This is a genomic window from Staphylococcus sp. FSL K6-3157, assembly GCF_038005145.1.
GTDB classification, from domain to species: domain Bacteria; phylum Bacillota; class Bacilli; order Staphylococcales; family Staphylococcaceae; genus Staphylococcus; species Staphylococcus equorum.
Genome location: NZ_JBBOSM010000001.1, coordinates 2,642,884 through 2,658,091, shown reverse-complemented (window position 1 = coordinate 2,658,091; position 15,208 = coordinate 2,642,884). Strand labels below are relative to the sequence as shown.

17 protein-coding genes are annotated in these 15,208 nt (G+C 32.9%); 12 read left to right on the top strand and 5 right to left on the bottom strand.

Annotated features, from left to right (window positions below; genetic code table 11):
• The first annotated feature begins 191 nt into the window (after positions 1 to 191).
• On the top strand, positions 192 to 1,373 hold the full coding sequence (locus tag MHB47_RS12830) for an FtsW/RodA/SpoVE family cell cycle protein (RefSeq protein WP_340757089.1): 1,182 nt from the start codon (positions 192 to 194) through the stop codon (positions 1,371 to 1,373).
• Positions 1,374 to 1,424: 51 nt separating this feature from the next.
• Positions 1,425 to 1,952 (top strand): phosphatase PAP2 family protein, encoded by a 528-nt coding sequence (locus MHB47_RS12825; RefSeq protein WP_340757087.1) that lies wholly within the window; start codon positions 1,425 to 1,427, stop codon positions 1,950 to 1,952.
• A 318-nt stretch (positions 1,953 to 2,270) separates the two neighbouring features.
• Here the strand turns inward: MHB47_RS12825 and MHB47_RS12820 are convergent, their stop codons facing one another.
• Complete coding sequence (locus MHB47_RS12820; RefSeq protein WP_002511928.1) at positions 2,271 to 3,056, bottom strand: VLRF1 family aeRF1-type release factor; 786 nt, start codon at positions 3,054 to 3,056, stop codon at positions 2,271 to 2,273.
• 249 nt (positions 3,057 to 3,305) lie between these two features.
• Here MHB47_RS12820 and MHB47_RS12815 point away from each other — a divergent pair, with 249 nt between their 5' ends.
• The 7 genes from MHB47_RS12815 (at position 3,306) to MHB47_RS12785 (ending at position 9,823) form a co-directional block, all read left to right on the top strand.
• Positions 3,306 to 3,704, top strand: a complete 399-nt coding sequence (locus MHB47_RS12815; RefSeq protein WP_340757085.1) for a hypothetical protein — start codon at positions 3,306 to 3,308, stop codon at positions 3,702 to 3,704.
• A gap of 39 nt (positions 3,705 to 3,743) precedes the next feature.
• Positions 3,744 to 4,076, top strand: a complete 333-nt coding sequence (locus MHB47_RS12810) for a general stress protein (RefSeq protein ID WP_340757083.1) — start codon at positions 3,744 to 3,746, stop codon at positions 4,074 to 4,076.
• 21 nt (positions 4,077 to 4,097) lie between these two features.
• Positions 4,098 to 4,994, top strand: coding sequence for an ABC transporter ATP-binding protein (locus MHB47_RS12805; RefSeq protein WP_340757081.1), 897 nt, complete (start codon positions 4,098 to 4,100; stop codon positions 4,992 to 4,994).
• 67 nt (positions 4,995 to 5,061) lie between these two features.
• Positions 5,062 to 6,585 carry an ABC transporter permease gene (locus MHB47_RS12800; protein WP_340757079.1) on the top strand — a complete coding sequence of 508 codons (1,524 nt, stop codon included), beginning with the start codon at positions 5,062 to 5,064 and terminating at the stop codon, positions 6,583 to 6,585.
• Between the two features lie 451 nt (positions 6,586 to 7,036).
• The gene (gene hemH / locus MHB47_RS12795; RefSeq protein ID WP_340757077.1) at positions 7,037 to 7,984 is read left to right on the top strand and encodes a ferrochelatase; all 948 of its coding nucleotides are present in this window, start codon (positions 7,037 to 7,039) and stop codon (positions 7,982 to 7,984) included.
• Between the two features lie 13 nt (positions 7,985 to 7,997).
• On the top strand, positions 7,998 to 9,479 hold the full coding sequence (locus tag MHB47_RS12790; protein ID WP_340757074.1) for a catalase: 1,482 nt from the start codon (positions 7,998 to 8,000) through the stop codon (positions 9,477 to 9,479).
• Positions 9,480 to 9,499: 20 nt separating this feature from the next.
• Positions 9,500 to 9,823, top strand: coding sequence for a PH domain-containing protein (locus MHB47_RS12785; protein WP_002506126.1), 324 nt, complete (start codon positions 9,500 to 9,502; stop codon positions 9,821 to 9,823).
• A gap of 115 nt (positions 9,824 to 9,938) precedes the next feature.
• Here MHB47_RS12785 and MHB47_RS12780 read toward each other — a convergent pair whose 3' ends face one another.
• On the bottom strand, positions 9,939 to 10,673 hold the full coding sequence (locus MHB47_RS12780; RefSeq protein ID WP_340757072.1) for a glucose 1-dehydrogenase: 735 nt from the start codon (positions 10,671 to 10,673) through the stop codon (positions 9,939 to 9,941).
• A 144-nt stretch (positions 10,674 to 10,817) separates the two neighbouring features.
• Here MHB47_RS12780 and MHB47_RS12775 point away from each other — a divergent pair, with 144 nt between their 5' ends.
• Both MHB47_RS12775 and MHB47_RS12770 read left to right on the top strand, forming a co-directional pair.
• Positions 10,818 to 11,252, top strand: a complete 435-nt coding sequence (locus MHB47_RS12775; RefSeq protein WP_002506124.1) for a MarR family winged helix-turn-helix transcriptional regulator — start codon at positions 10,818 to 10,820, stop codon at positions 11,250 to 11,252.
• Between the two features lie 44 nt (positions 11,253 to 11,296).
• Complete coding sequence (locus MHB47_RS12770) at positions 11,297 to 12,052, top strand: SDR family NAD(P)-dependent oxidoreductase (protein WP_340757070.1); 756 nt, start codon at positions 11,297 to 11,299, stop codon at positions 12,050 to 12,052.
• A gap of 131 nt (positions 12,053 to 12,183) precedes the next feature.
• On the opposite strand, the gene MHB47_RS12765 is transcribed toward MHB47_RS12770, so the two are convergent.
• Positions 12,184 to 12,609 carry a MaoC family dehydratase gene (locus MHB47_RS12765; RefSeq protein WP_002506122.1) on the bottom strand — a complete coding sequence of 142 codons (426 nt, stop codon included), beginning with the start codon at positions 12,607 to 12,609 and terminating at the stop codon, positions 12,184 to 12,186.
• 304 nt (positions 12,610 to 12,913) lie between these two features.
• Between MHB47_RS12765 and MHB47_RS12760 the strand changes: the two genes are divergently transcribed.
• Entirely contained in the window at positions 12,914 to 13,675 is a 762-nt protein-coding gene (locus tag MHB47_RS12760) for an SDR family oxidoreductase (RefSeq protein ID WP_340757067.1), read from the top strand.
• Positions 13,676 to 13,833: 158 nt separating this feature from the next.
• Here the strand turns inward: MHB47_RS12760 and MHB47_RS12755 are convergent, their stop codons facing one another.
• Positions 13,834 to 14,436, bottom strand: coding sequence for a hypothetical protein (locus tag MHB47_RS12755; RefSeq protein WP_340757064.1), 603 nt, complete (start codon positions 14,434 to 14,436; stop codon positions 13,834 to 13,836).
• A complete protein-coding gene (locus MHB47_RS12750; protein WP_340757062.1) occupies positions 14,429 to 15,061 on the bottom strand; it encodes a hypothetical protein in 633 nt (210 codons plus the stop codon). The genes MHB47_RS12755 and MHB47_RS12750 overlap by 8 nt, the downstream gene beginning before the upstream one ends.
• Positions 15,062 to 15,208: the final 147 nt, after the last annotated feature.

Here is a 15,208-nt window from a genome sequence, read left to right as displayed (position 1 = left end):
TAGATATGTTAAATCGTTAATAGAGTTTATCATAAGATGAAAAGTAGCACAATGCATATGATTTAAAGCAACATATTTAATAATATGAGAATGAGTATAATCGAATGTAAGTTAGGTGAGCCTAAAGTATGATTGAGGACATAGTAAAAATATGTTTTACTGGAGTCTATCAGTCATAATGAGGTGAAGTCATGAAGCGATTTTTAACAATGGCGCGTAGGCGTTTAGAAGGTTTAGATTTTAGTATGATTCTCTGTTTTATCATACTCGGTATTATAGGAGTAATGATGGTTTACAGTGCGAGTATGGTTTCTGCATCTAAGGGCGCATTAACAGGCGGCATACCTATTGAAAGTAATTATTTTATGAAAAGACAATTGCTTTTTTTGATTTTAGGTATAGTCATTATTATATTTATTGGTAGTTTTGTTAACATTAATGCTTTTAAAGAGCATAATGTACAGAAAATAATGGTGTTAGGTACATTGTTACTATTACTGATTACTGTGTTAATTGGTAAGGAAATAAACGGTTCCAAGAACTGGATTAATTTAGGTTTATTTAGTATTCAATCTTCAGAATTTTTAAAGCTAACCTCAATTTTTTATCTTTCTTATGTGATTAATCAACGTGTATCGAGTCGAAGGGATTATCAGTTGAAACATCTCATCCCACCACTAGGCATAATCGGTATTAGTCTATTACTTGTCTTAATGCAAGGGGACTTGGGAGGTACTTTATTAACAGTAGCGATTATTGCTTGCATACTTATTTATTCAGATTTAAAAAATAAGGTAAAAATTCAAATCATGGCAATTGCAGTGATTCCAATTGTATTTTATAGTATCTATACTTTGATTTTTGATGCTAAAAATATTTACAGATTAAGACGTATTCAAGTCATGCTCGACCCATTTAAATACGAAAAAGATGATGGGTATCAACTGACGAGTGCCTTAACAGCAATTGGAAATGGTGGATTTACTGGAAAAGGTCTAGGTAATGGCATTGCTAAACTAGGTTACTTACCAGAACCGCATACTGACTTTATTTTCACGGTTATTTCAGAAGAATTAGGTTTACTGGGTGTATTATTTATATTACTGATTTATGGCTTTATTTTAGTTAAAGGGCTTATATATGCAAATAAAACCACAAATCAATTTTATAAATTAATTTGCGTCGGTGTCGTAAGTTATTTATTTATGCAAGTGTTCATTAATTTAGCAGGAGTCTCGGGCATCATTCCTTTAACAGGGGTAACATTGCCGCTATTAAGCTATGGCGGATCATCTATATTGAGCATAAGTATCGCCTATGGAACGCTATTAGCAGTAGCTAGAAGAATTAATAATGAAAGGAAATTAAACTAAGTGAGAGATTATTTGAAAATGATTTTAGTAAGTTTGTGCTTATTGATACTCATGATATGTATACATATAGATTTAACTGATCCATTAGATAATTTTATTTATCAATGGTTACATGGGACGATTAACTCTAACGGTGTCGTTGTATATCTTGAAATAATTTCTAATATATTTCAGCCGTTGCATTGTTTAATCATGATATTGGTGATTTTAATACTCGTATTTATTTATAATCAATTTAAGTTTTGGTGGTATGGATTTTGGTGTTTCAGTGTTTTGTTGATAGGTACATTTTTTAAATATATTATTCAACGACCAAGACCTGATCTCAGTATAGATGGCTATAGCTTTCCGAGTATGCACGTGTTAAGTGTCTGTCTACTGGTGAGTCTCATATTATTGTTGAAAAATAATAAATGGCTAACTATCATCTGCGTATTATTGGTCATTTCGATTATCATTTCTAGAATTTATCTACGTGCACACTTTTTTACAGATACAATAGGTAGCATACTCATTATAGGGATTATGCTCCAAGCTTTGAAAGTGGGTAACGCAACCTCAACTCAAAACAATAGGTGACATTACTATCCATGTATAAAAACACCTTAACAAAAATAAATTGTTATTGATATGCCCCCAAAATTTAGGCTTAAAAAGCTAAATTTGAAGGGGGCATTTTTATATTGAAATACTATCAAAATGAATTGAAAAAATAGATATAATAATATTAATATATTCAGTTTTATAACTATGAACGAATCAAAAAAATTAAAAGGCTTGTCTCCTACAAAAATCAGGAAACAAACCCTTTAAATTATATGGTAAAGCAAAGTACAGATTTTAAAATTTAGTACATATTAAGTTTTTTTGTATATTGTGACTAGCATGATTTGAAGTTTATTCTTCCATTACTTTATTTATAATTTCTGTCGCATTTAAATTTAGTATATTACTTGGTGTGACTTGGTCAATGTTACGATTGAACATCGTTTTTAATTTTTCTACTTCTTCTTTTTCACCAGCTAAGTAAAGTTGGTGCCAACCTTTTTTCTTAGCATTTTTTTCAATAGTAGCTACTAAACTTTTGAACCAACGTTCTTGATTAGCTTTCACACGTTCTTTATATTCATCTCTTTGCGCGCCGCCTTGAGTTAAATCATCACCTTGTGGTCCAGAATGTTCTCTCCAATCATTAGTATCTAAATCTAGAGTGTAATAATCTTCGTCTACAATCGTACCAATTTCAGTTTCAATCACACGTGCTTTGTCTTGTTGTAAAACTAAAACACCCGTATAAGGATAGCTTTGTTGTAATGATTTTAGCTGATCTAATTTAGGTTTTGTATCCCATTTAAATTCTGTTTTTATAGAAATATTTACGTGCTTTTCGAACTTTAATGTCTCGTCGGCAGTCATAAACAAAATAAGACCTCTTTTTAAATTAGGTTCAGCACCCTGTATTTCAGTTTCTACTTTATTGATAATGTCTTTTGCTTGGTTTTTTTCTTCATGATTGTCACTGCTTTTTGTTTTGTCTGATAAGTCTTTTAGGGCATTTTTTAATTCGATTTTCCACTTTGTTCCTTGTTCGGGACTAGTATCTAAATAAATTGAGAATACTTTCTGATTTCGTGACTTACCATCGAATTGTTCCAAGTTATTAATTTCTTCTTGTAAAAGCATTATATATCACCCTTCATAATTCTTACATACTATATATTTTGCCTTTTTTATAGAAGTTAAACTTTATATATTGTCAGATTGTATTAGTAAATAAGTATAAATTATTAATAGTAATCTTTTACAACAATAAAAGTTAATTTTAAGATTTTAAAAGTGTTTAAAAGCGTTTTCAAAGGGGAAAAATAACTGTAATATTGAAAAATGTTAACTTAAATTAAAGATTCACATAAATAAAAGGGGGGACTATGTATGGCTACGCTACTATTTCTTGTAACGATACTTTTCATATTAGTCATTTATTTACTTGTTAAGCTAAAGTATACAAAGGATTTTAAAACTTCAAAAGGTAAGCGTCACAGAGAAAGACGAATTGAAGAGTTTGTACAAAGTGCCTATAAGATAGACAACTTAGAAGCGATACATCGAGGGCGTGCGCATCTCGAACTCATTTATAAACGTAAGACCGTAGATGTAAGAAAAGATCAAGTTATTTTTGTTGAAGATGAAGAACAAGAAAAGGTTGAAACGCAATTTAAAATGACAGATGACATGGTCAGAGATGAATTGTTCGATTTAATGTTAGAGGATACTTATTTTTATATAACTGAAAATCGATATAACAGTTTAATGATTAAGGCGAAAAATTAGTATCTTAATAAGTTGAAGTATTGGAAAGGGATGATTTGTATGGCACCTGTTGTGAAACCTTATACAAATGACTCGGCTTTAGTAGCGGATGTGAAGGCTTTAAAAGATAGAGGTATTGGTAGCCAAGATATATACGTGCTATCAAATGATAAAAATCGAACTGCAGAGGTTACTGAACAAATAAAAGTTACAGCAGTTGATTATAACGAAGTTGATATAGATGAAGATTTTGATTCAAAAGCTGAAGAATTAAAAGAAAAGCTTAGCATATTAGGTATGCCTTCTAGTGATGCAGATACTTGTGATGGAGATATGAAAGAAGACAAGATAATTTTAATCGTTACTGATTTTAGAGTTAAAGGGCTGTTATAAATCGTGTAAAGGGTGGTGTGTATGACCCTACTTAAAATTCATAATTTAACAAAACGCTTTGGTAAATTTTACGCTTTAGATGGTGTGGATTTAGAACTCAATGAGGGTGAAGTTTATGGTTTTATTGGACCAAATGGGGCTGGAAAATCGACGACAATTAAAGCAATATTAGGTATGTTGAAACCAACACAAGGTAATATTGAAATTTTTGACAAAAATGCGCTGAAAGATGCAGTCGCTGTGCATAAAGATCTCGCTTTTGTGCCTGGTGATGTCAATTTTTGGCCAAATTTAACCGGTGGAGAAATCATTGATTTCTTTCTCAGTCTTCATCCTAAAGCAAATCACACTAGAAAAAATGAATTAATTAAACGCTTTGAATTAGATACTAATAAAAAATGTAGTGCTTATTCTACGGGAAACCGTCAGAAAGTAGCATTAATTACTGCGTTTAGTATTGATGCAAAATTATATATCTTAGATGAACCTACTTCTGGCCTTGACCCTTTAATGGAAGAAGTTTTTCAAGAATGCATAAAAGACATAAAAGACAATAACAAAAGTGTACTACTCTCGAGTCATATTTTAAGTGAAGTTGAAAAATTGTGCGATCGCGTAGGTATTATCCGTAAAGGGAAAATGATAACTTCTGGGACTTTAGACGAGATGCGTCATCTTACACGTATGCAATTCACCGTTGAAAGTGGACACCAATTAGGAACGTTAACACAAGTGACGGGTGTGAATAATGTGAGGCAAGAAGACAACACATATTATTTTGAAGTCGATTCAGATAAAATTTCTGCTGTAATTGAATATCTAAGTCGCTTCGACATTAAAAAATTGGAATCTATGCCACCAACACTAGAAGCAATATTTAAACGATATTATGAAGCCACAGATGAAATAGGTGAATGATATGAAACAATCATTTTACCAAACTTCAAAGTTATTTTATTTTTATGTAAAAAGAAATAGTAAAAAAATGATTTTATGGGTGGTCTTATTAACTGCTTTAACGTTAATGATTCCACCTGCTTTTGAGTCGATGTACCCGAGCCAATCTAAGATGAGTCCTATTATTGAAATGTCAAAAAACCCTGCGATGCAAGCGATGCTCGGGCCAGCTGATTTTGAACATGTAAACATTGGTGTCCTTTTTACGCATGAAATGACTTTATTCACAGCAATAATGGTAGCAATTATGAATATTTTGATAGTATCTCGAGACACGCGTGGCGATGAAGAAGACGGTAGAATAATCATACTAACTGCTTTGCCGATTGGTAAACAAGCACCATTGATGGGCCACCTACTACAGACTTTATTACTTAATGTCAGTCTAATGATATTACTTACATTAGGTCTAACGTTGATAAGTGTTGATGGTATAGATTTAGTTGGAGCATTTTTATATAGTTCAGCTTTAGGTGTATTTGGTATTATGTTTGCTGCATTGACCATGTTAGTTGCCCAATTTGTATCATCAAGTAGTGAAACAATCGGTGTGAGTATCGCGCTATTACTCATCATGTATTTGGTTAGGGCGTTTGGAGACGTAGCCAACGAGACGCTATCTATGTTTTCACCGATGGGCTGGTTGTCTAGAACGTATGCTTTTTCAGAAGATTATTGGTGGCCGGTGTGGTGCATTTTAGGCATTACAGTTATCTTTGTTATATCTGCCTTTGTGTTAAATGGTTTGCGCGATATCGAAGCTAAATTATTACCACAGAAAAAAGGTAAGCAACATGCGAAATCGTACATGAAGTCTCCACTAGGTTTACAAATAAGATTACAAAAAATGAGTTTTATATATTTTGCTATTGGGTTATTTATACTTGGTTTATCATATGGCTCTATTTTTGGAAATTTAGACGACTTTTTTAAAGATAATCCATTATTACTGTCTATGTTAGAAAATCCAAATGGAGATTACGTCAAACAATTTTTACCGCAATTAATGTTAGTGATGGCAATAATCAGTACGGTGCCTACACTGTTAGCTTTATTTAAAATAAAGAAAGCCATAGATAAAGGGTACGCGATGCTTGTATTAGCGAATCCGATTTCGCGTATCAAGTACTTATTGAGTTTTCTAATCATCAGTGCGGTGAATGCGGTAGTGATGATTTTTGTCGCAGGACTCGGTTTGTATGCTGGACAATTCTATTCAATGGATACGCCACTCGATTTTGACATGGTTATCCAATCAGCTATTGTCTATATACCAGCCATACTGAGTTTTGTTGGTATAGGAACTGTCGTAATTGGATGGGGCATAAAGTTAACGACTTTAGTCTATGCTTATCTTGCTTATACTTTTTTAGTGAATTATTTAGGTACTTTACTGAATGTGAAAGATTGGATGAAAGATATCACACCATTTGAGCATATTCCAAGTTTGCCGATAGATGATTTTACAAGTGAGCCGATAATAACCCTTTTACTTATTTTCATTATACTGTGTGTCATAGGTGTGATCGGTTTTAACAGGAAAGATATATAATGACTATAATAAAAAATGATTTTGTATAACGGACGAATTGTGATGTAAATTGAATGTAATCGTTAAATAGGGTTGCCAAATTATTGGTAGCTCTATTTTGCTATATTACATATTATTTCATACTCGCTTGCCAAGGGTACAGCTACAGCCTGTATGTATTCAATTCGGATTAAATTATTTAATTTGAGGTAGACGGCTACTATATTTTCACTTTCTACATATAAAAAATAGATTATTGTAAGGAAATAAAGTGTCATTTCACAATTTTATAACAATGAAAAATAATGAAAACGCATAATTCATTATCACTTATAAGGATGTATTATCAATTCAAATGATTTATTAAATATTTAAATATAGACTTTAATCATTTTTACGTTATAATAGATTATAATAATTACAAATAGATAATTATTGTAAAGAAGAGCAAGTTAGTGGAGGTGCACTTAACATGAAACGTGTAGCATTATTATGTATGTCCTATGGTACGCCATATAAGGAAGAAGATATTTTACCTTACTATACGCATATCAGACATGGACACGAACCAAGCCATGAAGCATACATAGATTTGAAAGATAGATATGAATATATTGGTGGCGTATCACCTTTAGCAACAACGACGGAAAAACAAGCAGAAACATTATGTCATACACTTAACTCAATGACGAATGACATAAGCTATGAATTATATATAGGTTTGAAACATATACATCCATTCATTGAAGATGCGATAGATGAGATTAGTGCGGAGGGTATTGATGAAATCGTCAGTGTAGTTTTAACACCACATTATTCTTCATTTTCAGTAGAAATGTATAACCAACGCGCATCTCAATATGCAAATGAGAAAAATATTAAAGTAACTACATTGGATCAATTTTATAAAGAAGAGAAATTTATCCAATATTGGGTTGATTCAGTAAATACACAATTGAATTTAATACCTGAAGAAGCGCATCAAAAAACAGCAATTATCGTTTCGGCTCATAGTCTTCCAGAAAAGATATTGGAACATAATGATCCTTATCCAAGTCAGCTTGAAGAAACAGCACAGTTAATCCAATCACGAATTGGACATAACCATGTTTTTAACGGTTGGCAATCTGAAGGTAATACTGGAGAACCTTGGATTGGACCAGATGTGCAAGATTTAACTCAAACATTACATGAACAATATGATTATCAAAACTTTATATACGTTCCATTAGGTTTTACATGTGAACATTTAGAAGTCTTATATGATAATGATTATGAATGTAAAAAAGTTTGCGATGATATAGGTTGTAATTATTATAGAGCTGAAATGCCTGGCTCAAATCAACTGTTTATTGAAAGTATTACAAATGCAGTCATCAATAATTATAAAGAAAAGAATCACTTAACTGCGGTAAATTAAAGGAGATAATATAATGAGTAAAAAACTAACAGGATTATTTGGTGCACCAGTAGGAGATAGAGAAAATAGTATGACAGCAGGTCCTAGAGGTCCGCTTTTAATGCAAGATATATATTTCATAGAACAAATGGCTCACTTTGATAGAGAAGTTATTCCTGAACGACGCATGCATGCGAAAGGTTCGGGTGCATTTGGTACGTTCACAGTTACAAATGATATTACAAAGTATACTTCTGCAAGTATTTTTTCTGAAGTTGGAAAAGAAACTGAAATGTTCGCTCGTTTTTCAACAGTAGCAGGTGAACGTGGTGCAGCTGATGCAGAACGTGACATTCGTGGCTTTGCATTGAAATTTTATACGGACGAAGGTAACTGGGATTTAGTTGGTAACAATACACCAGTCTTCTTCTTCAGAGACCCTAAATTATTTGCAAGTTTAAACCATGTTGTTAAACGTAATCCAAAAACAAACATGAGAGATCCTCAAGCAAACTGGGATTTCTGGACATTATTACCAGAAGCGTTACATCAAATTACGATAGTGATGTCAGATCGTGGTATTCCTAAAGGTTTCAGAAATATGCATGGCTTTGGGTCTCACACATACTCTATGTACAATGATAAAGGCGAGCGTGTTTGGGTTAAATTCCACCACAGAACACAACAAGGTATAGAAAACTATTCACCTGAAGAAGCGGCACAAGTTATAGCAAATGACAGAGAGTCTTCTCAAAGAGATTTATTTGGAAACATTGAAGAAGGTAATTTCCCTAAATGGAAAATGTACATCCAAGTAATGACTGAAGAACAAGCACGCAACCATAAAGATAATCCATTTGATTTAACAAAAGTTTGGTATAAAGACGAATACCCATTAATTGAAGTAGGAGAGTTTGAATTAAACAGAAACCCTGAAAACTATTTCCAAGATGTTGAGCAAGCAGCATTTGCACCAACAAACATCGTACCAGGGCTAGACTTTTCACCAGACAAAATGTTGCAAGGCCGTTTATTCTCATATGGTGACACACAACGTTACAGACTTGGTGCTAACCATTGGCAAATTCCAGTAAACCAACCTAAAGGTGTAGGTGTTGAAAATATTTGTCCATTCAGTAGAGATGGTCAAATGAGAATTTTAGATAATAATCAAGGCGGTGGCACACACTATTATCCAAATAGTAACGGTGCGCTTGAAGACCAACCGCAATACAAAAAACCAGGCTTAGACATTCAAGGTCAAGCATTCGAATATGACTATCGTGAAGATGATGATAACTACTTTGAACAACCTGGTGAATTATTCCGTCGCATGTCACCTGATAAGCAACAAATATTATTTAATAATACGGCTAATGAAATGGGCCCAGTTACTGACCCACTTAAACACCGTCACATTAGACATTGTTATAAAGCAGATCCAGCTTACGGTCAAGGTGTAGCAGATGCTATGGGTATTGATATTAATACTGTAGACTTAGAAGTTGCAGACTAATTGAAAAGGTAGGTAATCGAATGATATTAGATAATATTAATCCAGAAGATTTATTTCCAACTGAGAAACAAGGTCCTTCCGTTTTAGGAAAAATGGAGTACCCTGTTCAAGGTGAAATCAAAGTATATGAGGCAGCTTATGTCGCAACAAATGAACGTCTTATTTTAAATGTTGATATGGATGGACAGTTTTACTATAGAAACATTAGATATGACGAAATTGAAAATATCGAATTAAATGATAATGTATTAACGATGCGCTTTAGCATTGGCACATTTTCATTAACAGATTTAAATAAAGATAATGCTGAAAAATTTGTTGCTTATGTAGAGCCTAAAAAATAGAATTAGCAATTTGATTTCAATAGATACTATGAATTATTATAAAACCCCTTCACAACCATTTAAATGGTTGTGAAGGGGTTTTTAATGTGTAAAACATTTGCTTTTCATAAGTTGTTTATAACGCAGTAAGACCGCCATCGATGACGAATTCAGAACCTGTAGAGTAACTCGCGTCATCTGAAGCTAAAAAGATGACCATATTAGATACTTCTTCTGTTAAAGCGACACGACGCATTGGAATAGTTTTCGCAAATTCTTCAACTGCTTCTTTAACGCCTTCTTGTTCAATCATAGGTGTTTGAATCACACCCGGATGTACTGAATTTACACGTATATTATATGGTGAAAGATCACTTGAAGCAGCTTTCGTCATACCCCGAACTGCAAATTTCGTATCTGTGTAACCAATAGCACCACCGACAAGTCCATTCATAGAAGATATGTTAATAATTGAACCGTGTTGTTGTTCTTTCATAGTTGAAGCGACTGATTTCATACCTAAAAATACAGACACTTGATTGATGTTTACAATTTTCATATAGCTTTCTAAACTGAGCTCTTCTAAAGGCGTGTTATAAGTAATGCCAGCATTGTTTACTAAGACGTCTATTTTGTCCCATTTATTGATTACCGTATCTACTACATTTTGCCAATCTGCTTCATTAGAAACATCATGTTTAATAAAAAGTGCACTTTCCCCAAGTTCTTGTGCAGCCTCTTGACCGAGCGTTTCATTGATGTCAGTTATCGCGACTTTTGCACCTTCATTCAATACTTTTTCTGCGTGCATTTTCCCCATACCTTGTGCTGCCCCAGTAATAATTACAACTTTATTGTCTAATCTTTTCATAAATAACATCCTCCCAATTTCTATTCCTTATTATATAAATTAACAGTAAATACATTAAAAGTTAAATATTTAGACTTAAGTATTTTACTACTAAAGTAAATTTATATATACTATTATTATATCAACATATATAGGAGGGATATCATGGAAAAGAATAATTTTTTCGAACTCATTCATACTGCTGAGTTATTTAACGATGCGACAATGACACTTTTTTTGAAACAATTTAATATGAATGTCAATATTTCACAAATTATTGCCTTATCTAAACTTAAGGAGCATGGAGCGCAAAAACCATCAGCGCTTGCGCAGTCCCTTGGCTATACTTCAGGAGCAATTACCGGTTTGACAAACAAACTCGTTAAAGAAGGTTACATAGTAAGGGAACACCAAGAAGAAGATAGACGTTCCATTTTAATTACTATTACTGCAAAGGGGTTGGATGTGTTAGAAGAGGCTCAAAAACAAGGTCAAGCAATGAGAAATGACATTTATTCAGTATTGAATGATGATGAAGTGACACAACTACTTAATATTCAGAAGAAACTTTATAGTCATGTAAAACAAATGAATAAATAACATTTTGTAAGTAACCCAATATAAAAAACGAAAGTGTGATTTTAATGGCTAAACTAGAAGGTAAAGTAGCAATTGTGACAGGAGGTGCAGGAGGTATTGGCTCTGGAATTGTGAAGTCTTATGCTAAGGAACATGCTAAAGTAGTTATCGCTGATATTGCTGAAGAAAAAGGAAGATTATTGAGTGAAACATTGAATAATCAAGGATACGAAACATTATTTATTAAAACAGACTTAACAAATAAAGATTCTTTGCAAGCTTGTGTCGATACTACGATAGAAAACTATGGAAAAATTGATATATTAGTTAATAATGCACACGCATCTCGTATGAGTTCTTTTTTAGATATTACAGAAGAAGATTTGAATTTATCTCTGAATACGGGATTTTATGCGACATTTTATTTATGCCAAATGGTTATACCTTATTTGAAAGAAACAAAGGGTAATATTATAAACTTTGGTTCAGGTGCCGCTGTAAAAGGTGATAAGAATCAAGGCGCATATGTTGTAGCAAAAGAGGCGATACGTGGTATTACACGTGTGATAGCGAATGAATTTGGAGAATTTGGCATTAATGCAAATATCATATCGCCAATCGCTTATTCTGAAGGCGTTGATCAGTGGCGTAAAGATAACCCAGATTATTATGAAAAGGTCGTTCAAGGCATTCCGTTGCAAAAATTTGGAGATGTTGAAAATGATATTGGTCCAGTAGCAGTATTTTTAGGAAGCGAAGATGCACAATATATCACAGGACAAACGGTTATGGTAGATGGCGGTAGTATTAAATTATACTAATGATGTTAAAAGCATAACGAATTATTTTTGTATCAATTGAGTTGAAATAAAATAATTTATTAACGAGAGCGGGACAAAAAAACTTTCAAATGTTGGTTTTTGTCCCGCTTTTGTTATATATTTTGAAAATTTTAACGTTTGATAAGTGCCGTGAGTTCGCCTTCAAATACTTTAACTTCTTCATGATTAAATGTTGTCATTAATACCGTAAGTAATCCTTGATCTCTTTTACCAGCCTTTTTATCAATAACTTTTATCACTGTATGTAATTCGTCGTCCGGAAATACTGGTTTGATAAATTTAATATTATTCATATGTGTACCTGCAATGACATCTTCTCCATATTTGCCTGTTTCAATCCATAGTTTAAAAGAAATGGCTAGTGTCTGGATACCAGAAGCGATGACACCATTAAATCTGCCTTGTTGCGCTTTTTCTTTATCTAAGTGCATATATTGTGGATCAAATTCACTAGCAAAATCAGTAATAGCTTCTTCGCTTATTTTATATGGTTTAGTCGTAAATTCTTCGCCAATGTGAAATTCATCTAGTTTCATGATTGTATTCTCCTTAGTGAGTTAAATTTTTCATATTTCTATTGTACTGAGAAATATGAAAAATTAAAATTTATTGAAATGAACTTTAGCTATGTTATCAACTAAATATTTGGTGTATAGGGCATATCTTCTTTTAACTAATATATCATTGAACCAATTATAGCAAAAGATACGTACAATCATTTCATTATTTATATTTGTTGTAAGGCAATTGAAAGCGATAACTTCATTTTGGGCTAAAAAAATCTCAAAATGATATATTTACACTAGTAGCTATTAAAATAGAAAGAAGGGGGAGAATATTATGAAATTAAAAGATAAAGTAGCGATTGTCACAGGTGCAGCATCTGGAATGGGTAAAGCAATTGCTGAATTATATGCTAAAGAAGGCGCTAAAGTTATCGTAGCTGATCTTAATTTAGAAAAGGCAGAAGCAGTGTCAAAAGAGATTAACGAAAATAATGGTGTTGCTCAAGCCATTGAGGTAAACATAGTTGAGCAAGAAGATATCGATAATATGATCGATACTACTATAGAATCCTATGGCACTTTAGATATTTTAGTCAATAATGCTGGAGTTATGGATGGATTTGAGCCTGTGGGAGATATCTTGGATGAACGATGGGATTTAATATTTGATATTAATACTAAAGGTGCGATGAGGGCAATGCGCAAGGCGATGCCAATATTCTTGGAAAAACAAGCAGGTATCATTATCAATACGACTTCTACAGGCGGATTAAATGGTGCTCATGCGGGCGCCATTTATAGTGCTTCTAAACATGCTCTCGTAGGACTTACAAAAAACACTGGATTTATGTATGCTGAAAAATGTATACGCTGTAATGGGATTGCGCCAGGGGCAATTGAAACAAATATATCTGATTCAATGAAAAATATTAATCACTTTGGAGCTGAACGTACAAAAATAGCACAAAGTGCGATACTTAAAACAGGGCAAGCAGAAGAAATTGCTAAAGTAGCATTATTTTTGGCTTCTGATGATTCGAGTTTTATCAATGGGACGATCGTCACAGCAGATGGCGGATGGACTGCAGCATTTTAGAATAAATGTGAATAACCTTATCATCATTATTTCTTGGGAAATAAAAAAATATAACTAAAAAATGATGGCTCCTACGTGAAATAAAGTAGAAGTCATCATTTTTTGTATAAACAACGTGATTGTCATTAATATTAGGGTTTTTTCTTATTTATAAAAATTTATTCATAAGCTAAGTACGGAAAAAAGCCTTCGAGAAATTTTTCTGTAGCTGGCATGAAATATGAGCCAAAATGATAATCCGGATCTAGCGTTGTAATAACCCAATGACCATATTGTTCGGAGTTTTGTTCATATAGGACAGCGCCGCCATTTTTTGAGGCAATTAATATTTCAGCATCTTCTGGTGGCCAAAACACGCCATGTTGATGCCATGTGCAATCATTTAGCGTAAGGTAACGTGCGAATAGTGAATGATTCGGTGCTGATAAAAGCAAACCACTATCAGCATTCTCTTCTAACCACCACCAAAAGTTAGTGGGTCTAAATTCCCAATTTTGATTTGGTAACCAGTCATGTGGTTGTGGTCCGAATGCGACAACAGTACCTCCAGATTGTGCGAAAGTATGAATTTTATTGACGCTTTTTAATAATAAGGGCTGGTTTAACTGTGAAGGCACAATCAATATATCAAGCATGCTAATGTCTGTTTCTAAAAAATCTGGATGGTAAATTAATTGGTCTATAAATTGATGAAACTTAGGTTCGTGGAATGTACGATAATGTGACTCATTTCCAGAGTATATAACACCTATTTTATTCATTGAATTCTCCTCCTTGTAACGATGTGATTTCTTGTTTTAACCAAGTTGTAAATTGACTAGAAATATAATCGGTTGTTTTATTTTGTGCTATGTATCCTAAAAGTGAACGGCCAGCGTGCATAAAGAGTGTGCCTTCAGTTGAAATTCTATCTACATAGGTCACAACGTGTCCGTTACGAAATGTTAAGTGTATTTCATGTTCAGGTTGCGTTTGGTAATGGCCTCTTGCAAAGAAACCAGCGACCCCTTTATTAAATGTCATGTCGTCAGTATCGACATTGGCATAGATAGAGGAGTCACTGTTTGGATATAGCGAATAATCACTGAAATGATTAATGTGTTCCGGCATAAACAAAGCAGTTTTTGGTAAAAATGGTTTGAATAAGTGACCAAAAAAGACAATGACTTTTTTAGCGTTCAAATAGTCATCAATCAAACGCTTATGACGATACAAATATTCTTGATCTACGAAATTTGGAATAATAATTGCATCAAATTTAAAAATGTCTAATTTATGAATTTCATATTGAGGGATATATTCTACTATTACTTCTTTGTCTATATTATTTTCTTTGGTTACGCCAAATGCATGTTCAGGGTCAATGTGCCCAATTAAATAAGTCATTAAAAACATCCTTTTATAATTAATTTGTTTTTTGAAATAACATTTTTGATGATAATTAATTTTTTAATTTAAATTCAATTTTAAAGTTTTAATTGAAATTGAGAATCATTATCGGTAAAATGGTTTATATATTATAAAATACGCATA